23 protein-coding genes and 1 tRNA gene are annotated in these 22,572 nt (G+C 55.5%); 6 read left to right on the forward strand and 18 right to left on the reverse strand.

Annotation, left to right across the window (positions count from 1 at the left end; all coding sequences use genetic code 11):
* Positions 1–39: 39 nt before the first annotated feature.
* The 6 genes from ACOOFE_RS23890 to ACOOFE_RS23915 form a co-directional block, all read right to left on the reverse strand.
* Positions 40–585, reverse strand: coding sequence for a GNAT family N-acetyltransferase (locus ACOOFE_RS23890; protein ID WP_420412355.1), 546 nt, complete (start codon positions 583–585; stop codon positions 40–42).
* Positions 582–1,124: a GNAT family N-acetyltransferase gene (locus ACOOFE_RS23895; RefSeq protein ID WP_420412356.1), complete on the reverse strand. Its 543-nt coding sequence runs from the start codon at positions 1,122–1,124 to the stop codon at positions 582–584. The genes ACOOFE_RS23890 and ACOOFE_RS23895 overlap by 4 nt, the downstream gene beginning before the upstream one ends.
* On the reverse strand, positions 1,121–1,690 hold the full coding sequence (locus ACOOFE_RS23900; RefSeq protein ID WP_420412357.1) for a GNAT family N-acetyltransferase: 570 nt from the start codon (positions 1,688–1,690) through the stop codon (positions 1,121–1,123). The genes ACOOFE_RS23895 and ACOOFE_RS23900 overlap by 4 nt, the downstream gene beginning before the upstream one ends.
* Positions 1,687–2,292: a GNAT family N-acetyltransferase gene (locus tag ACOOFE_RS23905; protein WP_420412358.1), complete on the reverse strand. Its 606-nt coding sequence runs from the start codon at positions 2,290–2,292 to the stop codon at positions 1,687–1,689. The genes ACOOFE_RS23900 and ACOOFE_RS23905 overlap by 4 nt, the downstream gene beginning before the upstream one ends.
* A 141-nt stretch (positions 2,293–2,433) precedes the next feature.
* Entirely contained in the window at positions 2,434–2,703 is a 270-nt protein-coding gene (gene rpmA / locus ACOOFE_RS23910) for a 50S ribosomal protein L27 (protein ID WP_008192734.1), read from the reverse strand.
* Positions 2,704–2,757: 54 nt separating this feature from the next.
* Positions 2,758–3,357 (reverse strand): 50S ribosomal protein L21, encoded by a 600-nt coding sequence (locus ACOOFE_RS23915; RefSeq protein ID WP_420412359.1) that lies wholly within the window; start codon positions 3,355–3,357, stop codon positions 2,758–2,760.
* A 437-nt stretch (positions 3,358–3,794) separates the two neighbouring features.
* Between ACOOFE_RS23915 and ACOOFE_RS23920 the strand changes: the two genes are divergently transcribed.
* Positions 3,795–3,884: transfer RNA gene (locus tag ACOOFE_RS23920), tRNA-Ser, on the forward strand.
* A gap of 5 nt (positions 3,885–3,889) precedes the next feature.
* On the opposite strand, the gene ACOOFE_RS23925 is transcribed toward ACOOFE_RS23920, so the two are convergent.
* Positions 3,890–4,738, reverse strand: coding sequence for an alpha/beta hydrolase (locus ACOOFE_RS23925; protein WP_420412360.1), 849 nt, complete (start codon positions 4,736–4,738; stop codon positions 3,890–3,892).
* Between the two features lie 83 nt (positions 4,739–4,821).
* Between ACOOFE_RS23925 and ACOOFE_RS23930 the strand changes: the two genes are divergently transcribed.
* Both ACOOFE_RS23930 and ACOOFE_RS23935 read left to right on the forward strand, forming a co-directional pair.
* Positions 4,822–5,424: a TetR/AcrR family transcriptional regulator gene (locus ACOOFE_RS23930; protein WP_420412361.1), complete on the forward strand. Its 603-nt coding sequence runs from the start codon at positions 4,822–4,824 to the stop codon at positions 5,422–5,424.
* A 138-nt stretch (positions 5,425–5,562) separates the two neighbouring features.
* Positions 5,563–6,642 carry a LysM peptidoglycan-binding domain-containing protein gene (locus ACOOFE_RS23935; RefSeq protein WP_420412362.1) on the forward strand — a complete coding sequence of 360 codons (1,080 nt, stop codon included), beginning with the start codon at positions 5,563–5,565 and terminating at the stop codon, positions 6,640–6,642.
* 50 nt (positions 6,643–6,692) lie between these two features.
* On the opposite strand, the gene ACOOFE_RS23940 is transcribed toward ACOOFE_RS23935, so the two are convergent.
* From ACOOFE_RS23940 to ACOOFE_RS23980, 9 genes are all read right to left on the reverse strand, one after another.
* Positions 6,693–7,754: a bifunctional transcriptional activator/DNA repair enzyme AdaA gene (locus ACOOFE_RS23940; RefSeq protein WP_420412363.1), complete on the reverse strand. Its 1,062-nt coding sequence runs from the start codon at positions 7,752–7,754 to the stop codon at positions 6,693–6,695.
* Between the two features lie 99 nt (positions 7,755–7,853).
* On the reverse strand, positions 7,854–8,609 hold the full coding sequence (locus ACOOFE_RS23945) for a substrate-binding periplasmic protein (protein ID WP_420412364.1): 756 nt from the start codon (positions 8,607–8,609) through the stop codon (positions 7,854–7,856).
* A gap of 177 nt (positions 8,610–8,786) precedes the next feature.
* Positions 8,787–9,542: a substrate-binding periplasmic protein gene (locus ACOOFE_RS23950; RefSeq protein WP_420412365.1), complete on the reverse strand. Its 756-nt coding sequence runs from the start codon at positions 9,540–9,542 to the stop codon at positions 8,787–8,789.
* A 412-nt stretch (positions 9,543–9,954) separates the two neighbouring features.
* Positions 9,955–10,764, reverse strand: a complete 810-nt coding sequence (panB, locus tag ACOOFE_RS23955; protein ID WP_420412366.1) for a 3-methyl-2-oxobutanoate hydroxymethyltransferase — start codon at positions 10,762–10,764, stop codon at positions 9,955–9,957.
* A gap of 38 nt (positions 10,765–10,802) precedes the next feature.
* Positions 10,803–11,654 (reverse strand): pantoate--beta-alanine ligase, encoded by an 852-nt coding sequence (gene panC, locus ACOOFE_RS23960; RefSeq protein WP_420412367.1) that lies wholly within the window; start codon positions 11,652–11,654, stop codon positions 10,803–10,805.
* A 113-nt stretch (positions 11,655–11,767) separates the two neighbouring features.
* A complete protein-coding gene (locus tag ACOOFE_RS23965) occupies positions 11,768–13,384 on the reverse strand; it encodes a thiamine pyrophosphate-binding protein (protein ID WP_420412368.1) in 1,617 nt (538 codons plus the stop codon).
* The gene (locus tag ACOOFE_RS23970) at positions 13,381–14,661 is read right to left on the reverse strand and encodes a CaiB/BaiF CoA transferase family protein (protein ID WP_420412369.1); all 1,281 of its coding nucleotides are present in this window, start codon (positions 14,659–14,661) and stop codon (positions 13,381–13,383) included. The genes ACOOFE_RS23965 and ACOOFE_RS23970 overlap by 4 nt, the downstream gene beginning before the upstream one ends.
* 118 nt (positions 14,662–14,779) lie before the next feature.
* Complete coding sequence (locus ACOOFE_RS23975) at positions 14,780–15,616, reverse strand: alpha/beta hydrolase family esterase (RefSeq protein WP_420412370.1); 837 nt, start codon at positions 15,614–15,616, stop codon at positions 14,780–14,782.
* Positions 15,617–15,779: 163 nt separating this feature from the next.
* Positions 15,780–16,565: an ion transporter gene (locus ACOOFE_RS23980; RefSeq protein WP_141183760.1), complete on the reverse strand. Its 786-nt coding sequence runs from the start codon at positions 16,563–16,565 to the stop codon at positions 15,780–15,782.
* A gap of 216 nt (positions 16,566–16,781) precedes the next feature.
* Here ACOOFE_RS23980 and ACOOFE_RS23985 point away from each other — a divergent pair, with 216 nt between their 5' ends.
* Entirely contained in the window at positions 16,782–17,543 is a 762-nt protein-coding gene (locus ACOOFE_RS23985; protein ID WP_420412371.1) for an SDR family oxidoreductase, read from the forward strand.
* 295 nt (positions 17,544–17,838) lie between these two features.
* Here ACOOFE_RS23985 and ACOOFE_RS23990 read toward each other — a convergent pair whose 3' ends face one another.
* Together ACOOFE_RS23990 and ACOOFE_RS23995 are read right to left on the reverse strand one after the other, a co-directional pair.
* Positions 17,839–18,222 (reverse strand): DUF302 domain-containing protein, encoded by a 384-nt coding sequence (locus tag ACOOFE_RS23990; protein ID WP_420412372.1) that lies wholly within the window; start codon positions 18,220–18,222, stop codon positions 17,839–17,841.
* A gap of 195 nt (positions 18,223–18,417) precedes the next feature.
* Positions 18,418–19,569: a YeeE/YedE family protein gene (locus tag ACOOFE_RS23995; protein ID WP_420412373.1), complete on the reverse strand. Its 1,152-nt coding sequence runs from the start codon at positions 19,567–19,569 to the stop codon at positions 18,418–18,420.
* Between the two features lie 241 nt (positions 19,570–19,810).
* Between ACOOFE_RS23995 and ACOOFE_RS24000 the strand changes: the two genes are divergently transcribed.
* Both ACOOFE_RS24000 and ACOOFE_RS24005 read left to right on the forward strand, forming a co-directional pair.
* Positions 19,811–21,196: a tetratricopeptide repeat protein gene (locus ACOOFE_RS24000; RefSeq protein ID WP_420412374.1), complete on the forward strand. Its 1,386-nt coding sequence runs from the start codon at positions 19,811–19,813 to the stop codon at positions 21,194–21,196.
* A gap of 53 nt (positions 21,197–21,249) precedes the next feature.
* A complete protein-coding gene (locus ACOOFE_RS24005; protein ID WP_420412375.1) occupies positions 21,250–22,524 on the forward strand; it encodes an OpgC family protein in 1,275 nt (424 codons plus the stop codon).
* Positions 22,525–22,572: the final 48 nt, after the last annotated feature.

A 22,572-nucleotide genomic window follows, 5' to 3' on the forward strand; every position in this document is an offset into this window, starting at 1 on the left:
CTCTTTTCGTCCTGGTTCAGGCCTTGATCTTATTGCCAATCAATGGCCGGTCATAAACTCGCTACGGTGCAATTCGGCGCGTACGGCAGGAACACTACCCCCGCGGGACACGCTGTTACAGCCCACCTCGCCGACGACACGGAAACCGATATTTTCCAATACTTTCAGGGAAGCCGGATTCTCTTCCATGGCTTCTCCGGCCAGGACCATGTGAGCGGTGTTTTCAAACAACCAGCAGGTTGCTGCATGAACCGCTTCGCTCATGTATCCCTTGCCCCAGAAAGGCTTGCCTAGCCAATAGCCGAATTCCGGGGTCGCCCGCAACTTTTTGAAGGAGACGCAGCCAATCATTTGACCGTCATGGTCAATATGGAAGGCCAACTCATCCGCGTTTTCAGGTTTCTGCCAATTTTCGGCGACCTTCGTGAGATACGCCCTGCCGGACTCAAGCTCATACGGATATGGCACCCGCGAGAGCATCTTGGCGACGTCGTAGTCGCCCAAGAGCTCCGCGCAGGTGTCCAAATCCTTCATTTGCGGAGACCTAAGCACCAGCCGCTGCGTCCGGATTTCCGCCGGCATCATGCCACCTGCCTCCGGGCTTCGAACTCGTTGCGCGTTAGAAAAACGCGGCTTGCTGGCAATTCCACACCACGCGACGGGATATGCAGAAGTCGGAGTTCGTTTTGGCCAAAGCCGGCTTTTTCCAAAATCTTCTGGGAGCCCGTGTTTTCATCCAGTGCGCCCGACACGACAAGTTCCTCATCGGTCGTACTGAAAAACCACTCCAACACAGCTTTCACCGCTTCGCCCATATAACCGTTGCCCCAGTAGGGCTCTCCCAGCCAATATCCAAGCGAAGCTGTTTTTCCCGGCTTGCCAAGCGAGATCGAACCGATCAATCCGGAACCATCGTCAATCGCAAAGGCACGTTCGCCGCCCTCAACAAAGGAAAAGGTCTGCCGGATCCAGTCTTCCGCATCCTTTGCCGAATAAGGATGCGGAACAACTCCAAGCATTTTGGCAACTTCGAAATTACCAGCCAATTCGACAATCCGCGCTACATCGCTCATTGCCAAAGGCCGAAGAACCAGCCGTTGCGCCTGGATCTCCGTCGGCATCATGCCACCTGCCTCCGGGCTTCGAACTCGTTGCGCTCCAAACGCACAACGACATTCGACACTTTCCGGTCCAATGCCTTGGCGTGGCGTTCGGTGAGCGCATACGGCTTGAAGCCGGCTTTGCGCAACAACGCCCGCGACCGTGTATTTTCTTCATATGCGCGCGCGGCCAAGGCATTTGCTCCATAGACCTCGAATGCCCAGGCCAACACCGCTTCCACGGCCTCGCTCGCATAACCATGGCCCTGGAACGCCCGGCCAATCCAATATCCCAAGGTCGGATCGTCCGGCAATTCGGTCAGATCGCCCGGCGCTTCTACCGCCACGATGCCGATGAACACACCACCCAGTGTGATGGCGAAAATGGCTTCGGTTTCCTGCGGATCCGTTCCAATAACCGATCCAAGAAATTCCTCGGCACTGCCGTCTTCGTACGGCCAGGAAAAGGATGTGAGCCAGCGCGCCACGTTGAAATCCTTGCCGGCCAGTTCTTCAATCGCAGAAGCATCGGACAGCTGGACCGGCCGCAGGATCAAACGGCGGGTTTTTAACTCCGGCAACGTGATCATCGGCCCTGCCCCCAACCTTTCAAAGACTTCCAGATAGTCCGCTCAAGCGTATAGCGCTCAATCGGCACCGACCCGCCTGCACCAACAGAGCGGATCATGGACTGGTCGCGGTATTGGAACCCGGACTTCACCAGCACCCGGCGCGATGCCGGATTGGTCACGCGGCAGGAGCCCTGCAGCTCTTCGATGTCGGTGTACATGAAGGCATGATCGACCAGCGCATGCACCGCTTCGGTGGCAAATCCCTGGCCCCAGAACGGCTCGCCCAGCCAGTAGCCGATATGGACCGGACCACCCGGCTCAACATTGGCATAGCGGGTCAAACCGATCAGCCGGCCAGTGCTTTTCAGCCGGATGGCAAAACCCTCTGAGCGATGCAAATTGAGATTCGCCTTGGTGATCAGCGCGCGGCCGTCCTCCGCCGTAAAAGGATGCGGCATAGTGGACAGATTCGCTGCCACTTGTTTGTTGTTCGCCAGGAACACAAGATCCGCCAAATCGTCCATGCGCGGTTTGTCGAGCCGCACATGAACCGCTTCCTGCGGCAACGGGGCCGCGGCCAAACTGCTTTCGTCTAACAGTCCATCACTTTCAACAACCATAACTTCCTCCAGCCAAAACAAATCAAGGGAAAGATGGCGGCCCATCTTCCCCTTGGATCTTTGACTGGTCTTGGTTGCTGACCTGTCTCGAATTGCCGGGGTCTTGATGGGACGCCGGCGCTTCGAAACTTCACGTCGGCTTTACTCCGCAGCTTCCGCCACTGGGACCACATTGATGAAAGTTCGTTTGTTGGCTTTCGCCTGAAACTCAACTTTGCCTTCAACGGTCGCAAAAATTGTGTGGTCTTTACCCATGCCCACACCGGTGCCCGGGTGCCATGTGGTGCCACGTTGACGTGCGATGATGTTGCCTGGAATCACGGCTTCACCACCATATTTTTTGATGCCAAGACGGCGGCCAGCTGAGTCGCGGCCGTTGCGGGATGAACCGCCTGCCTTTTTATGTGCCATCGTTAGAACTCCTCGTTCTTCGAATTCTTACTCGTCAGGTTTCGAAACAGCGGCTTAGTTGCCAGCCAGTTCTTTCGCCTGCTCAACCCAGTTACCGCGCTCGAACTTGCCCTTCAGGCCAGTTTCTTCTTCAACGCGGGCGATGTCGTCAGCGCCCATTGCTGCGATCTGAGCGAACGTGGTGATGCCAGCTTCGTTCAGTTTTTTCACAGCAGCCGGACCGGCGCCATCCAGTTTCTTCAGGTCGTCCGCGCCTGCATCAGCCGCCGGTGCGTCGTCCTTTTTCTCTTCAGCCTTCGGCGCTGCCTTTTTCGGCGCAGCCTTCTTGGCCGGTTTTGCACCACCAGTCAGGATGTCGGTCACCTTAACAAGGGTGAAGGCCTGACGGTGGCCGTTGCGGCGGCGGGAATTCTGACGCCGGCGCTTTTTGAAAATGATAACCTTGCGGTTACGGCCCTGATCGACCACTTCCGCAACAACGCTGGCACCTTCAACGGTCGGCGCACCAACGGTGGTGTCTGTGTCGTTGCCAACCATCAGCACTTCGTCAAAGGTGACGGTGCTGCCAGCTTCGGCATCGAGTTTTTCGACCTTCAGGAGGTCGTCAGCGGCAACTTTATACTGTTTGCCACCAGTTTTGATCACTGCGAACATGTCTCGCACGTCCTTCTTTTCATTTTTGAACATGCCCCGGCAGTAAAGCTGGGACTGTCTTTTAAGGTCGAACTGAGGCGCCTGTCCTGTCAGGTTTTTACCTGGAGGGACAAGGTCTTTTGTGCTGGGTTTGCTTGGATAGCGAACAGCCCGGCAGGCCTTGAACGACAAATCAGCCCGGAAAGCGGACCTTTTCGAGCGAGGCGGAATATACTGAGCTTGGCCTTGGAGTCAACGTTTAATCGCGCAAAAGACGGGCTTTACCCGCCTGCTGGCACAAAACCGCTACGCCAAACGGCCGTGACAACTGGCGTTGTCCCAGATGGGTATCATTCATCTGGGATAAATCAAGCGCCGGACAAACTGGGCCTTGCGAAGGCACAACTGCTTCAGTATGTTCCGCGCCACTTGAACACCCGTTTGTTGTCAAGTCCTGCGGAGAGGTGCCGGAGTGGCTGAACGGGGCGGTCTCGAAAACCGTTGAGCGCGCAAGCGTTCCGGGGGTTCGAATCCCCCTCTCTCCGCCATTTTTCTACCCAACCCTCACGGTTACCGTTTCACGAAATTCAGCTACGGCCTCCAGAACCTCGGGTGCTTTCAGAATGCGGTTGTGGCCGTAACCGCTGGTTTTGAAGATATTCGTGCCTGGCCACAATCTGCCGATCTCATCGGCGTCTGTATGCCGGACCCGCGGGTCTTCCGTATCGTAGATCGCCAGAATTTCTTTGCCTTCTTCCCATGCAAAACTCTCTCCTTTGACCAAAGACGCCCAGCTCATTTGAAACTGGTCGCTGAGCACCGCTTTGACATAGTCCAGGGATTGTTCCGGCGCTCCCTTCCCGCGCATGGTTGCGAGCGGGACATAGGGAAATAGGGGAGCGCTGATCACGGCATATTTCCGCGCGCGAATACCAAAGAGTGCCCGGGCGCGCATGAAGGCCAAGGCTCCGGCCGAATGCCCGATAAGGGCGTGAACCGGTTCGCCGAGATGGGCAATGATATCCCGCGTATCGGTCATGAATGTTGAAAAGCCGATCTTCTCAGTTTCAGACGCACCATGTCCACCTGCGTCAAAGAACACGCACCGGAACCCTTTTTCCGCAAGCGTTCTGGCGAGCGCAGCCATTTGCACGCCCCGCCCGGAATATCCATGAACCAGAATGACGACTGGCCCCGAACCGACCGACCAGGCCAATCTGCTGTTATTTGCCTCAAAACGAAAGGTCTCCAACCCCTCCAGCAGCGCTGCATCCTGTGGCCGCAATGGCAAAACCTTTGCCTTGCCCAGCGCGCCGATCAGCCCTGCTGCCAGCTCCAGGGCCGGATTGGACTGTGTGTCACCGGGCGATCCGATTTCGAGCCGTTTCATTTCGATGTTCATGGCATCCTCCTTTCAAGTGTTGCCTGAATAGGAGATTTGTTTTTAATTAGACCAGTCAATATAGTTTTGAAATCTGGTGACACATGGCGAGGGTTCAAAAACACCGCAAACCAATTATCGACACCGCTGTTACATTGTTCCGGCGGCAGGGTTATGCCAGCACAGGTCTCAATGACATTGTCGACCGGTCAGGTGCGCCGAAAGGATCGCTCTATCACTATTTTCCAGAGGGAAAGGTGTCTATTGCGATCGCCGCTGTTGAAGAAGCAGGGAGACGGGTTGCAGAAACGCTTGAAGATCTTGCCCGAAAAACCGGGACAACCGGCGACCTTTTGAAAGCCCATGCCCGCCTATTGGCCAGCTGGATGAAACAGTCCGGCTTCCGGGACGGCTGCCCGATCACCACTGTTTTGCTGGAGCTGGCACCAAATGAGCGCTTGATTTCCCAGGCCGGCCGCAAAGCTTATTCAGCGCGTATTGGGATCTTGAGGGAGAAGTTGATCGCTGACGGCTATACCCACGACCGCGCGCAGCGCTTGGCACAACTTTGCACTTCGGCGTTGCAAGGTGCCTTGATCCAGGCGCGGATCGAACGGAGCGGCGAACCAATCGAAACAGCGGCCCTTGAGCTGGCCGAAATGCTTGAGAGCGCCAAGCCGAAAACCTCCCCTACGGCACATCGATAATTTTTGTAAGAATTTGAGAGTCCACGGCATTTCTATTCAAAAAATTTAGGCCTTGGGAAAAGCCGCGTATTTATGCCAATCTCTCAAAATACTTAATTTCACTTTGCTCGACGCCAACAACAATTTTGCGGGGAAAGCATGTTTATATTCGCCGGTGTGGATGGCACGGGGCCGGACGACGATACCCAGTATAAAAATGACTTCAAGAACAGTTTCGTCAATCAGATGGGCCGGATCGGGCACTGGCAGGGATATTCTTACTACACGCGGGGCCCCACGATGGCTGGAACCGAAACCGGTGGGCTCGCGATCAATACCTTTGCCGTGACAATGGCCAATTACACCCGCCGCAAGGCGATGTCGCCGAACAAGGTTCCGGCCGTGTTTCTGGCAGGATACAGCCGCGGAGGCGCTGCCATCTTGAAAACCGCGAACATGCTGAACAAGGCCAACGTCCCGGTTGAATGCCTCGTCCTGTTCGATGCTGTCGACCGCACAACAACCATTGGCGATGACGACACCTATGTTCCGCCAAATGTCCGCACCTGCCTCCATGCGCGGCGAGACCCGTCAGCCCGGTCACGGACAAATTTCGGCTATTGCCACGCCACCCCGAAAAGCCCTGCGACCCAATACACTGAGAAGTATTTCTTCTGTACGCACGGCGGTGTTGGCGGGACACCCTGGACGGAAGAAAAATACACCACACTGGGCTATATCGACGAGTATACAGACGCACAGTCCCGGGCCGGACAAGTGTTGAGCCACCTGGTCCCCGGTCTCGGTGGGGTTGTTGTCGGGCAAACGCTCCCCACACAAGTCACCCTGGCCCAGGAACAGATCGGAACCGCCATGACCCTTGGCTGGTTTTGGCCCAGGCTTGTTCAAGCGATCGCAAAGGTGATGCATCGGAATTCAGACCATAGCCCAGCCCCTGCCGGACCTGGTTCATCCGATCCCCACACAGGCCCCGCCAACGGCAACCAGCCCGCCATGATCCGGCGCCACACGGTTGTTTCCGGCGAAAGCCTTTCGATGATTTCCTATCAGTACTACGAGGACTTCCTGCTGTTTCCGCTCATCTACGATGCCAACGCGGATCAAATCGGATCAAACTGGAACATCATTCAGCCGGGTATGACGTTCAAGATTCCAGACAAGAAATCGTTTTCAACCGCTCAACTGAACGCAGCACGGCAAAGGGCTCGCGGCGGTTAAGATCGTTTTGGACACACGAAAACAACCGTTGGACTGGAAGTGTAAGAAATTCAGACGGCCCCGGCCCGGTATCCCCGCTCAAGTTCGATCAGTTTTTGTTTGCGCCACAGGCCGCCGCCGTAGCCGGTCAAAGACCCATCGGCGCCCATGACCCTGTGGCAAGGGATGACAACCGCAATCTGATTGGCGCCGTTGGCGCGGGCTACCGCGCGCACGGCTTCTGGCCGTCCGAGCGCTTTTGCAACATCTGAATAGCTGCGGATGCTGCCGGCCGGAATTTTGATAAGCTCGCGCCAAACGTCACGTGTGAAGGGTGTGCCATGTAGCGCCAAGGGTGTCTCGAAGGCGCCCCGGTTGCCATCAAAAAATCCGGTCAATTCTTCCTGGATTTGATCCGTGATTTCTGTCCGGCCAAAGCCGAGGCTCCCACTGGCATTGCGTTGTAGTTTTTTGACTTCTGTTGGCAACGCTTTGCGGTCCAGGAATTCCAGAAGGTGCAACTGGGACTGATCGGCGATGGCGATCATCGGTCCGAGTGGACTCGACACCCAATCCGCCTTGAGCAGAGGATTGGACGAAAAGGCCCCCGGCGCCTGTCCCAGGATCTTGGCAAAAGCGTCGCGAAATGCGCTTGGAGATTCAAAGCCGGCAGAGATCTGCGCTTCAATCACCTTGCCCCCCTCTGCCAGGGCCGAGAAACCTTCCTGCAGCCGGCGCTGGCGGGCCATTTCCAAAAATGTCATCCCGAAGTGGCGTTTGAACGTCCGGCGCACAGTGGAGGGATCAAAACCCATCCGGCGGAGATCCGGCTCGCCCCAGCGATAACCGGGACGTCTCTCCAGTTCAGCAACCAAGGTCCTGATCACAGGATCTGCACTCGCTTCCGGAGCTGTCGGCTTGCAGCGTTTGCACGGCCGGAATCCAGCGTCAAAACACTCCGATACAGTCTCATAGAAGGTACAGTTCTCGCGTTTGGGCTTGCGCGCCGGACAGGTCAACCGACAGAAGATCCCGGTGGAGGCAACGCCGACAAACGCCCGCCCGTCGTAAGCCGGGTCGCGGTTCAAGAGCGCATCATAGAGCGTGTCGAAATTTGGTCGGATCATAAGCATGCAACAAACATACGCCCGAACCTCGGCAGGTGCAGCCGAAATTCGGGCATGGAATTTTGCAGGTACCCTGCCGCGCCAAAGCGACAACCGCCAGCTGCTCTAGCCGGCGAAGTAGGTGTCGATAATTTTTTGATATTCACCAGATGCAATCATTTCTTGGAGAACACCATCCAGTTGATCCCGAAGACCTGCCAGATTGTTCTTTTTAGAAAAGGCAATGTAGGACGGTATAGATGATATCTCCGGCTGTAGTTCAACCACCTTGTCGAGACCTTTGTGGTTCTTCAGGTGATGCATGGCGCCGTATTTGTTCATAATGATCGCATCAATCCGGCCACCCATCAATTTCTTGATGTTGTTTTCGCTCTGCGGCGCATAGTCAACGGACTTCAATGTACCAACCTTAATTGCCTCATCGACCATTGTGCCGTAACTGATTCCATCAACCAGCCCGATTTTGTGGTCAGCAATACTATCCATGGATCCGTCAAAACCAACATCACTGCCTTTCTGAACCCAGACAGAGAGCACTTGCGGCATCAAAACGGTTTCCGAATAATCAAGAAACTTCACCCGTTCATCGTTCTTGTAAGCTGTAAAAATGGCGTCAGCATCGCCTTCCTTGACCATATGCAACGCACGTTTCCAAGGTAGAACCTCGATCGTTATGTCTTTCCCTAGTTTTCCGAAGGCCGCTTGAAGGATCCGGACAACAATCCCGTCAGCAGAGGAGCCGTCCTTGTATTCATAGGGCGGGTATTCCAATGTCACCAATTTCACGGCTTCTGACTTTGCACTGGTAACGGATAAGGCCAGCACGCTCGCTAATATGACAGTTTTCAGGATTTTAATCATGATCAGCTCCATTAAAAAGAGACAAGCCAACCTATCCTTAATTGGTTTCTTCAAAATAAACTCATTACAATAAACTTCAAAAATACTTACGTTAATACAAATACCAATAGTATTTAGAACATTAATTCATGATTTATCGTTATTTTTTGACCCACACCTCGAATAAAAAACTTATTTTCATTGCCCAAAGTAGGAATCGTAGATTGTTTCGAACTCCCCACCTTTCAACATTGATTGCAATACCGTATCCAGCTGATCTCTGAGGGCAGTCAGCTTGCGTTTTTTTGAGAAGGCAATGTAGCTCGGTACCGAAGAAACTACTGGCTGCAGTTCCCTAACATCCTTCAGGGATCGAAACTTCTTCAGATGATACATGGCACCGTAACGGTTCATCATGATCACCGCCGTCCGCCCGGCAAGTAATTTCATAATATTGTGCTGACTATCTGGCGCATATTCCAAGTGTTTAAGCAATCCGGAGTGAATCACTTCATCGGCAGCGGCGCCGTAACTCACGCCGTCCACGAGACCGATCGAAACATCGCTTAAACTTGCCAGATCACCATTGTAGGGCACTTCAACGTTCGTGAGCGCCCATAAAGATACGACCTGCGGCATGACGATGGTTTTGGAGTAGTCCAGGAAACTCAAACGTTCTTGGGTTTTATAGACCGTGAAAATACCGTCAGCTGCCCCTGTTCGCGCCATCAACAAGGCCCGTTTCCAAGGCAAGACTTCGATTTCGATTTCGTGGCCAAGCTTGGCAAACGCCCGGCGCAACACCCGGACAACAATGCCGTCGACCTGATCTCCTTTTTGATATTCATAAGGCGGATAGTTGAGAGTAACCAGTTTGTAGGTTTCCGCGTGTGTACCCGTGCATAACAGCCAACCGATCCCGGCCCACACGGCCAATTGCTGTATCACCTTCATGTCCAACACCCTCAACGGCACCAAAACTCAGAAGATCAAACTGGCATTTCTCAAAATCTCAGGCCGACAGGATCTCGTCCGCATCACGGCCACAAATATTTTGTCTCGTTTAAACCACGCACTCAGTGAATAAACTCTGCACTTCAGCGTCGAATCTCAACACTTAAACAAACATCGCAATAACAAAATAGAATTCACTCAAATGGTACTTGGCACTTCTGCCTATACAAGAAATACAATAACGATTATTTCTCTATCGCACCCGTCACGACTTAACTCTTAAGCTGAATGTTCGTTCGGGGTATTTTCCATCTCATCTGGAGCTCTGAACGCGGATCGAAATCTAGGTTTCAACACGTTGAGCAGCGAAATGGCCTCAGCGGAGAGCGAAACATTCAAAACGTCAACCGGATCACCGGTAAACCTGATCCTCTGTCGGAAAACTCCGGTCCTTGACCTCATCTGCATAAGATTTCACCGCCGCTTCGATCTGGCCACCGAGGTTTCCATAGACCTTGACGAATTTCGGCGGCGTGGGATTGAGACCGAGCATGTCTTCCAGAACCAGGATCTGGCCATCACATTCTGCCGAGGCGCCAATGCCGATGGTCGGAATGGCAATCTGTTTGGTGATCCTGGCTGCTAGCGGCTCGACCATGCCTTCCAGCACCAGCGCAAAGGCCCCAGCTTCGGCAACGGCTTTGGCGTCTTCTTCGTGAATGGACCAGGTTTCCTCTTCACGCCCTTGCGTCTTGAAACCACCCATCACATTCACCGATTGCGGGGTGAGGCCAATATGCGCCATCACAGGAATGCCGCGCTCGGTCAGGAAGCGGATGGTCTCCGCCATGCGCGCCCCGCCTTCCAGTTTGACCGCACCGCATTGGGTTTCTTTCATCACCCGGGCGGCATTGCGGAACGCTTCCGACGGGCTTTCTTCGTAGGTGCCGAAGGGCATATCGACCACCACAAGCGCGCGCTGGGTTCCGCGCACCACGGCCTTGCCGTGCATGATCATGAGATCAAGCGAAACGCCGACGGTGGATTCCATGCCGTGCATCACCATGCCGAGACTGTCGCCGACCAGAATGAAGTCTGCGTATTTGTCGACAATGGCCGCCGTGTGGGCATGGTAGGACGTCAGCGAGACGATCGGTTCAGCGCCCTTGCGCTTGGCAATTTGCGGCGCGGTGATGCGGCGGACGGGTTTTTGAGCGCTCATATCAGGCCCTTTCAATTTAGATTGTTGGTGGCCAATGCTCAGGCAGCGGGTGACACAACCCGCTGATCGATCAGCAGAACCGTTCCAAACCGGACGGCAAGAAGGATGACAGCTGGCCGGTCAAGTGGACCGCCCAATTCGGCAAGCGTTTCCGCATCGCGAATGTCGACACTTTCCACTTTTCCGGACGACGCTTCACTAAGAATGCCGCGTACAGCAGCTTCCAAGTCATTGATCTGTGGCGCGCCTTTGGCGAGCTGTTCGGCTTCGTTCAAGGATTGGCTCAGTGTGAGCGCCTCTTTGCGCTGTTCAGAACTGAGGCGGACATTGCGCGAGGACATGGCGAGGCCATCGGCTTCGCGCACTGTCGAGTGGCCTATAATTTTCAGTGGCGCATCCAGATCGCGCACCATCTGTTTAATCAGCACCAACTGCTGGTAATCCTTCTCGCCGAAGACAGCGATATCCGGTGTGACGATGTTGAAGAGCTTGGTGACAACCGTCGAAACACCTTGGAAGTGGCCGGGCCGAAGAGCGCCCTGCAGGATTGCCGAGAGGCCCGGCACCTCGACATAGGTATCTCCGCCGGCGCCATACATTTCTTCCACGCTCGGCATGAAGACAGCATCAACCGCCTCTTGCTCTAAGAGCGCCTGATCGCGCGCTTCATCACGCGGGTATGTGTCGAGATCCTCGTTCGGGCCAAATTGGGTGGGATTGACAAAGATGGTGGTCACCACGCGGTCGGCTTCTGCCTTGGCCTTGCGAACCAACGACAGGTGCCCTTCGTGCAGATATCCCATCGTGGGCACGACGGCGACGGTTTCCCCTTCGCGCCGCCAACCGCGCACGATCAACCGCATATCCGCCTTGGTCCGGCAGATCTCCATCAGCTCTCCTCCCAATCCCCTCCCGGGATTTTTCGTTTTCGCAGGTGCAGCATAGCTACCTGAAATTGGAAGGTCCAGTATTCGTTAGTTGTCTAATATCTTTGGCCAAATGGTCAAAAGGCGCCGTCGTAAGATCGTTGCGCAATGCGGCAGGCAAGCAAGGTAAACCCATCCCGGACAAGGGCATCGGCGGCTTCTTTTTTCAACTCCCCGGCGTTGTCTACCCAAACTCCGTGCCCCCCATAAGCTCGGGCGACTGCAGGGAAATCAGTCTCGCCGAAATCAACGCCGACATTCGGACGCTGGCTGTTGCGTTGTTTGAGTTCGATCAGCGCCAGGCTGGTATCCACCAGAACACAAATGATCACCGGGATCTTCAGATCCCGCAACGTGGAGAGTTCACCGAGGCACATTTCAAGCCCAGCATCGCCAACAAAAGCGATCACTGGCGCAGTCTGATCGACAAGCCTGTGCCCCATGGCCAGCGGTACAGCGCAGCCCATCGTGCAGAGCGCGGAGGACTGCAGCATTTGCCTTGGGCCTGAGCAGCGCCAGATCTGGCTGACGAGAATCCGGTGCGCACCACTGTCCGCCGTTGCAACGGTGTCTGCCGGCATGACGTCACGCAGCACATGGAAGACCGTGCCTGGTCCCCAGCCTGCGGGTTCCGGTGCGAAGGCTTTGCTAAGGTTCTTCCGGACAGCCTCCGGTTCGCCGTCCGGCCAGGAAGGGCTTGCCGCATCGCGGGCCTTAGACAAAGCGTCTAACGCTGGGCCAACGATGCTTCGCAAGGTGACCGCAGCTTCATGCATGCCATGGGTCCGAAGCACCGGCGTCACGTCAATCACCGGTGCATCGGCCGGCCATGGATTGCGCCAATTGATACGCATCTCAATCGGATCGTACCCGAGCGACAGGATGCAATCACTTTGATTGATCAGCGGCAGTAGGTGGCCATCAGCTTTTGGCGACAACCCAGCTCCCCCCAGCGCCAGCGGATCATTTTCATCCAGAAGGCCTTTGCCCTTGTAGCTGGTCACCAGCGGGATCCGGAATTTCCGGCAAAACTCTGTGATGGCCTGCGAAGCCTCTTCATTGACTGCATCCACTCCGGCAATCGCGATGGGCCGCTCGGCCTTTTTGAAAAGCTCAAGTGCAGTGTTCAGGTCCGGGCCGGCTAGCGGTGCAGAGGCTCCCGGTTTCGACCGGAAGGATGGTGACCAGGTTTCAGCCGTCTCCGTTTCTGCAACCTTGATCGGCACATCGATGTGCACCGGACCGGGCTGACCGTCGAGGGTGATCGCCAGAGCTTTTTCCATCATCACGTCAAGCGCGCTGAGGCGGGCGGAAAAGCTGGCCTTAACGATCGGGCGCAGCAATTGTTGATGATCAAAGACCTGATGGGTATAGCTTTCCGCTTCCCCGTGATCGACACAGCCGGTCAAGAAAATTAGGGGAACCCGGTCCTGCCAGGCATTGGCGACCACATTGATGGCGTTGGCCGCTCCCGGGCCCAGCGTTGCCAGCAGAACGCCCGGTGCACCATCCGCATGCCAGCCGCCTTCGGCCATGAAGCCGCCGGCATTTTCGTGTTTGACCAGCACGAATTTCAGTCCGGCCTGATCGAGAGCCTGCATGAGCGCCAACACTTCGCCGCCCGGGATCCCGAAGGCATGACGGCAGCCAGCACCATGAAGCTTCTGGGCAATGATATCCGCGCCGGTGGTCATGCTTTTTCTTGTCCTATTTTAGAAACACAGTGCCCAAGATCCAGAACGCCCTTCTCGGCCAGTCCTGCGATTTCATCATCGTTCAATTCCAGATGCCGCTTCAAAACATCGGCCGTATTGGCCCCAAGTGTTGGTGGAGCGGAACGGTAGGCAACTGGTGTCTTATCCATCTTGATCGGCGAGCCGATCAGATCAACAGACCCGCTGACCGGGTGCGGCAAATTGATTTTCATATCCCGAGCCAAGATCTGAGGGTCGGTGAAGACTTGTCCCAAATCGTTGACCGGACCACAGGGCACACCGGCGTCTTCCAAGGTTTTAATCCAGTCCGCAGCGTCCCGTTCAATCGTAATCCGGCGGATTCTGGGGATGAGTGTTTTCCGGTTGCGGACCCGGTCGGCATTCGTCGAAAACAGCGGATCTTCCGCTAACTCCGGAGCGCCTGCAATCATGCAAAACTTCTGAAACTGAGTGTCGTTACCAACCGCCAGAATGAAGGGTCCGTCAGCCGCAGGAAAGGTCTCGTAGGGCACGATGGTCGGGTGCTCATTGCCGAGCCGACCGGGCACGTCTCCGGACACCAGATGGGCAACACCTTGGTTGATCAGCCAGGACACTTGGGCATCGAGCAGGGAGATGTCGATGTGCTGCCCTTCTCCCGAATTGCGCCGGTGATTAACGGCCGCCAGGATCGACACACAGGCGTACATGCCGCACATGACATCGGCAATGCCGACACCGCATTTGGTCTGGGTGCCGCCGTCTTCATCGTCAAAGCCGGTTAGCGACATGATCCCACCCATGCCCTGAATAAGAAAGTCATACCCTGCACGATGAGCATACGGACCTGTCTGGCCAAATCCAGAAATCGAGCAATAGATCAGCTTCGGATTGAGAGTTTTGAGCGTTTCGTAATCAAGCCCGCGCCGGCTCAAGTCTCCCACCTTGAAGTTTTCGACCAGAATGTCGGCCTTGGCTGCAAGATCCCGGACCAATTGCTGCCCGTCTTCGCTCGCCAAATCGATCGCGACAGAGACCTTGTTGCGGTTGGAGGAAAGGTAATAGGCGCTTTCGGCGGTGTCGTTGCCTTCTGCGTCTTTTAAGAATGGAGGTCCCCAGCCTCGGGTGTCATCGCCGCGGCCCGGGCGCTCGATCTTGATCACCTCCGCGCCAAGATCACCCAAGATCTGAGTACAGGTCGGACCTGCCAGAATACGGGAAAGATCAAGTACTAGAAGGCCGGATAAGGCCCCCGGAGAAGTAGCGGTTTGCTGCACGGATCATCCTGTCGCTGATGGTTCGGGAAAAGGACATGAGAGCCGGGTGTCCGTCAACAGTAGTGGCCGCTACATGAGATCGCATTGGCTCACTTTCGTGTCAGCCTTCGGTGATCCGTCAGCCTGTCCAACCTTTTATGTCCGATAACAGTGTCCAGGCGCGGCTGATCCATTCTGCGCGGACACTATGACCGCCGTCGTGCAAACAAAGTTCCAATAGCCCTTGTTCGGGCTGCCAGCGTTCACATGACAACTCACCGTCTGTCAGTGTCTCAGGAGCCGTCTCAGTCAGCCCCGTCTGGCGGCGCCAGATCTCGAAACTCTCAAAAACGTCACCTTGTTTCCATTGCCCGCCACCGAGCCAGCGGCCTTTAAGCGGAACGACCGTGTCACTGGTTCCATGAACGTGGAACAGATAGGGCGGTTCCGTTGGACAGTTTTGTGGCAGCGGTTCCCAAAACGCTCCGGCAATTGGTGCATATCCAGAAAACCGGTCCGATTGTTCGCAGGCCAGGTACCAGGTCATGAATCCACCGGATGAAAACCCTGTCAAAAGGGTGCGGTCCTGATCAACGCCGAAGCGCTTCGCCAAATCCTCAAGCACGCTGTCGAAGAAAACAGGCTCATCCCGCAAGTTCCGGGGTGCGGTGGGGAAAGACCAGGTCCCGTTGACGCCTTGAACCGCAACAAAGGCCACACCCAACTCATCCGCCATGCGCTGAAAGCTTTTGTTCTTCAGCGCATTGATTGCTTTCCCCCGGTGGCCATGAAGATAGAGGACCGCGCCAAGCGGTTGAGACGGATCGTGGCCCGCAGGCAGATGGATGTAATAGGTGCCGCCGGATACTGTGCAGGGCATTTCTTCGCCACATGGCGCTGACTCTGCGTTTGCTGCCATTCCCCCGATCGCCACTGTGGCTACAAGTCCCAGTGCCCAAAGCTGTTTCGGTTTCACACGCCCCTCCCCGATCGCGGTCCAGAAAACCCTTCGCGCTTTTCCAATCTGACAGCCGGCCTTTTGATTGCCAGATGCACTGGAGAGGTTGTCCCAAACCCGGGAAAAATCCAGATGGAGTGAGATCACAAGCCCGCGATCATTGGTTCAAGCACCGCCTTCGTCAGTCCCACGCACCATGGGTTGGGATATTGAGGGTCCGTCCGCAGTGCTTGCAATGAATCGCATCCGGATCATGCCGGTTCAGCCCGCAATCCGGACAGGGCAGATTGACTTTTGCCGGCCTGAATATCGTTTGCACCAACCGTAGGAACAACGCGACCCCAAAAATCATGATCAGGACCGTCAACAACCGTCCGGTCGTATCGGTCATGGTGATGTCGCCGAAGCCAGTTGTCGTCAGCGTGGTCACAGTGAAATAGAGTGCATCCAGGTAATTGTTGATGTTTTCATTGCTGTCATGTTCAACCACAAAAACGATCGCAGTCACGACAAAAATGAAAACAAACAGGTTGACCGCAGAATGAAGAATTTCCTCATTCCGCCGGAACCATTTTGATGTGTCCCTGAGCTCCTTAAGCAGATGATAGGAGCGCAGCAGGCGGAGCATGCGGATCACACGCAAGAATGCGAAGTTCTCCAAAAACGCCGGAATGATGAGCGATATGACGACCACCACATCTGCAAGGGACGTGAAGCTGACAACATATCTCCACCGCGTTCCTGAGGCGATCAGCCGGGCAACATAATCCAGAGCCAAAACAACAGCGATCGCATAATCAAGTTCGTGGTGGTGCCGGTCCGGATCGATGATTGCCGAGACTATGAAATAGCCGATCGTGATCAGATCAAACGCAAGAAGGAGATAACGAAAGGTCCGGGCGCTGGCTGAATGACCGAAGTACAATTGCCGCAAACGCGTTTGCAGATCCGTTTTTTCTGCCGCCATTCATGAAGCCCCGTTGCGTGATCTTTCGCTTCTCCAACCGACAAGAGCGGCACCAAAAAGTCAATCACAAGGCTGCGGCCCACCCTCGCCATGCACAATTCGTGACCGATTTGCACGACAACCGTGAAGTTAGGCTGTTTATTCCAGATGCTGTCCGCATTAGGTTCATCACAAACATGGACCGGCCCTCGCGGGCCAAGACGAAGAGGATCTTGAATGTTTGACCTGAAAGGCCGCGTTGCCCTAGTGACCGGAGCCAGCCGGGGCATCGGTGAAGCTGGTGCGAGAAGCCTTGCCAAATACGGCGCAAAAGTCGTTCTGGCGGCGCGCTCCAGCGGCAACATCACCAAAATCGCGGAAGACATTCGAGCCGAGGGCGGCGAGGCAATCGCGATCACTTGCGATGTGGCCAACTACGAAGCTGTCGCCAAGGCGGTGCAAACTGCGATCGATACATTTGGCGGGATCGATATCCTGGTAAACAACGCCGGTGTCATCGAGCCGATCAGCCGGATCGAAGAGTCTGATCCCGAAGCTTGGGGACAGGTCATCGATATCAATGTGAAGGGTGTTTATCACGGCATCCGGGCGGTTGCCCCGCATATGCTTGAAAAAGGTGCCGGTACTATCGTCAACATCAGCTCGGGCGCAGCCGTTAGCGCCTTGGAAGGCTGGAGCCAATATTGCTCTTCAAAAGCTGCTGCATTGTCCCTGACCCGTTGCAGTGACAAGGAATTCGGCGACAAGGGCATCCGGGTTGTGGGCCTCAGCCCGGGAACAGTGGCCACAAAAATGCAAGTCGACATCAAGGCCTCCGGCATCAATCCGGTCAGCCAGCTTGATCCCTCGGTCCATATTCCAGCCGAATGGGTCGGCGAGACAATTTGCTGGCTGTGTACGGATGCCGGCGACACCTATCGGGGCATTGATTGTTCTTTGCGCGATGAGGACGTGCGCAAATCAGTGGGTCTCATCTGATCCAACATACGAAAAGAGGGCCGCTGAGCGGCCCTCTCATGAGATCGTTTGACCTTTGGTCCGGATCAAATCCCAGTGAAACCGTTCAATACCAGAGGCTGCTCCAGCACCGTTCCATTTCACCCAGACACTGGGCCAAATTCCGATACTCACTAGACATGGGCACCTCCTTTCTCACGTTGAAGACACTACTGAGTGTTGGTGAGAATCAGCTGCAAAACAAGCTCAAAAGCTGGTCTTACCTGCCTTCTAAACAGGCAATTTCTTTAGCTGTTACTTGGAGAGCATGTCGCGCCTAATTAGCAACAGCCTTGGCCGCGATGGTCTGAAACACACCATCGAGTTCTTGTGCCAACTCGGACAGCGCCTCTCCGCCTTCCGCCATATACGGTGCAAACACGAAACTTGGTGTTTTCCAGGACAAGGTCGCCGTTTGATCCGGGTTTTCAGTGACATAGAACCGGATCGGAGCCTCGATCCCAGCGGCAACGGATGCCTCTAACATGCGGATCGCATAGTCGTTCCGGTAGACGCCGATGATCCGATTGCCTGGGATGCTAAGTCCCCGCCCCTTGGCGCCGGCAGACGCACTGGCCTGCGTCACCACCAGCATACCTTCTGCCTTTACCGCCGTTTTCACGCGATCAACCAGATCCGGATAAGCGTACGTGGTCGGCATGACCTGCAATCCTTCGCGCGGTGCCAGACTGTCTGCAAATGCAGATCCCACGCTAAGGAAGCAAGCGAATAGAGAAAGTAAAGCCCAGCGCATCAGGCGCACCTCCAACAAAAAAATAGTTTTTCGGAGGAGCACCGTAGCTTGAGCGATCTCACAACCACGTCACAATCAGGTGTTTGCCGCTGCGGTGTTTCGTTAATCCATGCCGAGTTTCAACCGGAGCCGAACGCCAGCAAGTGATCCGAGAAAGCCGAAGAGCAACCACAGCCAGCCGTGTAACGACCCAGATACAAGGCCGCCAAGATAAGCGCCGATGTTGCAGCCATAGGCGAGCCGCGCGCCGTACCCCATCAAAAGGCCGCCTGCAATCGCGGTCAGAACATCCCGTTGGGTCAGTTTCCAGATTGGGGCATATTTTCCGGCCAGAGCCGCAGCGGCCATGGCACCGAAGATGATGCCGAAGTTCATGACAGAGGTCGTATCGCGCAGGACTGTGTTTTCAAGTGCGCCTTGCTGCCAGCTCCAATAGGGCCAGGTTTCGACCGGGATCCCGAAAAACTGAAACGTCTTAGCGCCCCAAAGCGCAAAGGCTGACGTAATGCCCCACGGGCGGCCGACGACGACAAAAGTTGCGATCCCAACCACGGCCAGCATGACGGCGCCGAACATCGGCGACCATGGACCTTGCAACACAGATTCTGTTTTGCGGGCCGGCGCAAGATCACCGTGAGCGCGGCGCTCGATCCAAACCGTTGCCAGCGCAATGGTACCGAGCACAGCAGCTGTCAGCAAAAAGGCGCCATGGGGACCAAATTCCTTGATCAGCGACACTGGCTGCATCTTTGGCAAACGCCCCCAAAGATGCACATGTGCGGTTGCCAATACTGATCCCAGAATGAAGGCAGCCAGTGTGATCATCATGCGGGTCGAGCCGCCGCCCGCAGTAAACAAAGTACCCGATCCACAGCCGCCGCCAAGCTGCATGCCTGCACCGAACATGAAGGCGCCAAGGGCGGCAGCCACACCAAATGGAAAAACAAAACCGCCAGCCGGCCAGCCAAGACTGGCTCCCCAGGCAATTAGGGGAAATGAAACGGCACTGGTTAGGAGTATCAGGACAAATTGCGCGCGCAGACCTCCGCCGCGTTTTTCCGTGACAATCCGGCGCCACGCCGCCGTGAAGCCAAAGCTTGCATGGTAGAGCGCAATGCCGGCAATCCCACCAATCAGAACAGCCATGCCCTGGCGCGGCCCAACGGCTGCATAGGCGCCGATCGCGATTAGCCCAAGAATGCCGAGCGCGATTGCCGCAATTGCTGTCTGCGGGCTTTTGAGCGGCACAGCCATTGTTCTTAATCCATCCCCATTGTCACTATTCCGGAATCGATAGCGTTCCTTCAGTAGCGATCCTCTGCGCGCAGTCAAAGGAATTTCCAATCAACACGACGCCAACACCAATTTGTGTTTTGCAGTTCATGCGGTAGCTGCGGATTTTGGACTGAATATAGATCCTCCGTTGAGGCTGGCTGCCACCTCGTTCTTACTCCTGGAAGCAGCGCCACCAACCGGACAGCCACAAAGGCTCACCATGCGTCTTAGCGATCAATTCGGATACGATATCACACTCACAAGCCCCGCTGCCGCTGATGACTGGAACAAGACCGTCACAGCGTTTTTGGCGCATGGCAAAACAACGCCCGAACATCTGGAGCGCTGTTTGTCAGATTCGCCGAACTTCGCATTGGGGCATGCGGCGCGCGGTTTGTTTTGTCTTCTGCTGGGCCGCAGGGAATTGGTGACGATCGCACAAGAGTGCCTGTCCATTGCCCGGACATCTGCCGAGAACACACCCGTTACAGAGCGGGAAAGAGCGATTATCGAAGCTTTAGCCGCCTGGTTAAATGGATTTCCAAGCCGCTCGGCCGACCTTCTGGATTCCGCCCTTCAAAAAACCCCCCGCGATGCGTTCCTATTGAAGCTGGTTCACGCAATCCGATTCGTTTTGGGGGATGCAGCCGGAATGCGCACCTCCATCGATGGGGTCTTCGAAGACTATGACGAACATCATCCCGCCTATGGGTATGTGCTTGGGTGCCGCGCCTTTTCGCTTGAGGAGACCAGTGACTACCGGCTTGCCGAAGCTGCCGGACGCAAAGGCCTTGAGTTTGCTCGCGATGATGCCTGGGGGCTTCATGCGGTTGCCCATGTGCATGACATGACGGGCCGCACCGAAGAAGGTGCAGGTTGGTTGGAAAATCACCCGGACGGCTGGGCCCATTGCAACAATTTTGGCTATCACGTCTGGTGGCATCTGGCACTGATGTATCTGGATCAAGGCCAGGCCGACAAAGCCCTGATGCTTTATGACCGGGACATTCGAAAAGACAAGACCGACGACTACCGGGACATTTCCAACGCGGCATCCCTCTTGGTGCGCCTCGAACTGGAAGGCGTCGATATCGGCAGCCGGTGGGACGAACTGGCTCTCCTTTCGGACAAACGCGCCGAAGATGGCTGTAATGTCTTTGCCGACCTTCACTATCTCCTGGCGCTTTTGAATGGCGGCCGGAGGATGGGAGCGGACCGTCTGCTAACCGGCCTCAAAAAACGCGCAGAACTGGAAACCGATATCGGCCATATCTCCGCAGAAGCTGGCCTACCGACCGGATTGGGTCTGGAGCAGTACCGCAAAGGCAATTATGCATCCGCATTCACTCTGTTGACGTCTGCGCGCAGCAATTTGACGATGATCGGCGGATCGCATGCGCAACGCGATGTGTTTGAGCGCATTACCATTGATGCAGCCCTTAGAGCCGGACTGTCGATTGAAGCGGAAACCCTGATCAAGGACCGCTCCCGCAAACGCGGCGCGCTTGACCGTTTCGCGGAACAAAGGCTCGAGACTTGCGAAAAAATGCGCCGTGCGGAACAAGTCATGCAGGACGAACGCTTGAGAGCTGCGGGTTCTGTTTAGAAACCGCCGCTGAATAATCCCGATTTATCGACTACACTTGCCATGTGACGAACGTGAACCACCAGCCTCATATCAAACGCCCTCGTGACCCGCGGCTCGATTTTTTCCGCGGGATCGGCATGTTCATCATCTATATCGCCCATGTTCCTTCGAACTGGTGGACCCTTTGGATCCCGGCCCGTTTCGGCTTTTCCGATGCAACCGAGATCTTTGTATTCTGCTCCGGGATGGCCTCAGCGCTTGCCTTCGGCAAGATCTTTGACCTGCACGGCTGGGGCATGGGTGCCGCCCGTATTCTTCACCGGATGTGGCAGGTCTACTGGGCCCATATCGGACAATTTCTGGTGATCGCTGTTGGTCTCGTTATGGTCCATGAAAGCGGTTATCTGAAAAGCTGCTGCGATCTGACCCAGGACTACGTTGTGTCGTTGAACTTGTGGCACCTCTTCAACAAGACGACCGTTGCCCTTCCTGGCATCATGACCCTGACTTGGGTGCCGAATTATTTCGACATCCTGCCGATGTATATCGTCATTCTGGCGCTGATTCCGGCGATCATGCTGGCAGCCCGCGTGTCTGTCATCGCAGCTTTTGTTCTGTCGATTGCTCTATGGTTGGCCTCGCAATTTGATCTGCTCAGCTTGCCTGCCGAACCTTGGTCGGATCGGGAGTGGTTCTTCAACCCCTTCGCCTGGCAATTGCTGTTTTTCACAGGATTTGCCTTTATGCGCGGCTGGATCCCGGCACCGCCGGTGAATGCAAAGCTGATCGCTGCCTGCGCAGTCATTGTGTTGGCAACCGTTCCTTTCGCTTACTTCCGGGTTTACGGCGAAAACTACCTCGATTGGGCCTGGGCCCGGGACATTCGAACAAGCATAAAGCCGCTGTGGATCAAGACCGAATTCGGTATCCTGCGCTACATCCACTTCCTGGCACTTGCCTATCTTGCTTGGGCTGCGGCCGGTGAACACGGCAAATACCTGCTTGGCCATGGCAAAGTGTGGGGCGGATTTGTCCGGGTCGTTCAGAAGGTTGGCCAGCAGTCACTCGCTGTTTTCATGGCCAGTCTGGTGATCGCTCAAGCGGCTGCCATCTTGCGCGACATGGTCTGGGGCCGCGGCGAATGGATGCCGCAAATCTTGTCCAACCTGCTTGGGTTTGCGGCCTTGATTGCGGTCGCTTACCTGGTGTCCTGGATCAAGAGCGACCCCTGGCGCAAACCACCTGGCAAAGCAACGCTGCAGCCGGAGTTCACACGCCGGCCCAATCCACCGGCCGCAACCGGAGACGTTTCCGGCACCAAGGAAAAAGACAAAGCTCTGACCTAGGTCTTCCAAAACAAGAAAAACCCGGGAGCAAAGTCCCGGGTTTTTCTT

Source organism: Roseibium sp., from assembly GCF_965216085.1.
In the GTDB taxonomy this organism is placed as follows: domain Bacteria; phylum Pseudomonadota; class Alphaproteobacteria; order Rhizobiales; family Stappiaceae; genus Roseibium.

Excerpts from the sequence above, each read along its gene's own strand:
- ACOOFE_RS23890 (WP_420412355.1), bottom strand. The coding sequence starts at position 585 with ATGATGCCGGCGGAAATCCGGACGCAGCGGCTGGTGCTTAGGTCTCCG.
- ACOOFE_RS23895 (WP_420412356.1), bottom strand. The coding sequence starts at position 1,124 with ATGATGCCGACGGAGATCCAGGCGCAACGGCTGGTTCTTCGGCCTTTG.
- ACOOFE_RS23900 (WP_420412357.1), bottom strand. The coding sequence starts at position 1,690 with ATGATCACGTTGCCGGAGTTAAAAACCCGCCGTTTGATCCTGCGGCCG.
- ACOOFE_RS23905 (WP_420412358.1), bottom strand. The coding sequence starts at position 2,292 with ATGGTTGTTGAAAGTGATGGACTGTTAGACGAAAGCAGTTTGGCCGCG.
- rpmA (WP_008192734.1), bottom strand. The coding sequence starts at position 2,703 with ATGGCACATAAAAAGGCAGGCGGTTCATCCCGCAACGGCCGCGACTCA.
- ACOOFE_RS23915 (WP_420412359.1), bottom strand. The coding sequence starts at position 3,357 with ATGTTCGCAGTGATCAAAACTGGTGGCAAACAGTATAAAGTTGCCGCT.
- ACOOFE_RS23925 (WP_420412360.1), bottom strand. The coding sequence starts at position 4,738 with ATGAACATCGAAATGAAACGGCTCGAAATCGGATCGCCCGGTGACACA.
- ACOOFE_RS23930 (WP_420412361.1), top strand. The coding sequence starts at position 4,822 with ATGGCGAGGGTTCAAAAACACCGCAAACCAATTATCGACACCGCTGTT.
- ACOOFE_RS23935 (WP_420412362.1), top strand. The coding sequence starts at position 5,563 with ATGTTTATATTCGCCGGTGTGGATGGCACGGGGCCGGACGACGATACC.
- ACOOFE_RS23940 (WP_420412363.1), bottom strand. The coding sequence starts at position 7,754 with ATGCTTATGATCCGACCAAATTTCGACACGCTCTATGATGCGCTCTTG.
- ACOOFE_RS23945 (WP_420412364.1), bottom strand. The coding sequence starts at position 8,609 with ATGATTAAAATCCTGAAAACTGTCATATTAGCGAGCGTGCTGGCCTTA.
- ACOOFE_RS23950 (WP_420412365.1), bottom strand. The coding sequence starts at position 9,542 with ATGAAGGTGATACAGCAATTGGCCGTGTGGGCCGGGATCGGTTGGCTG.
- panB (WP_420412366.1), bottom strand. The coding sequence starts at position 10,764 with ATGAGCGCTCAAAAACCCGTCCGCCGCATCACCGCGCCGCAAATTGCC.
- panC (WP_420412367.1), bottom strand. The coding sequence starts at position 11,654 with ATGGAGATCTGCCGGACCAAGGCGGATATGCGGTTGATCGTGCGCGGT.
- ACOOFE_RS23965 (WP_420412368.1), bottom strand. The coding sequence starts at position 13,384 with ATGACCACCGGCGCGGATATCATTGCCCAGAAGCTTCATGGTGCTGGC.
- ACOOFE_RS23980 (WP_141183760.1), bottom strand. The coding sequence starts at position 16,565 with ATGGCGGCAGAAAAAACGGATCTGCAAACGCGTTTGCGGCAATTGTAC.
- ACOOFE_RS23985 (WP_420412371.1), top strand. The coding sequence starts at position 16,782 with ATGTTTGACCTGAAAGGCCGCGTTGCCCTAGTGACCGGAGCCAGCCGG.
- ACOOFE_RS23990 (WP_420412372.1), bottom strand. The coding sequence starts at position 18,222 with ATGCCGACCACGTACGCTTATCCGGATCTGGTTGATCGCGTGAAAACG.
- ACOOFE_RS23995 (WP_420412373.1), bottom strand. The coding sequence starts at position 19,569 with ATGGCTGTGCCGCTCAAAAGCCCGCAGACAGCAATTGCGGCAATCGCG.
- ACOOFE_RS24000 (WP_420412374.1), top strand. The coding sequence starts at position 19,811 with ATGCGTCTTAGCGATCAATTCGGATACGATATCACACTCACAAGCCCC.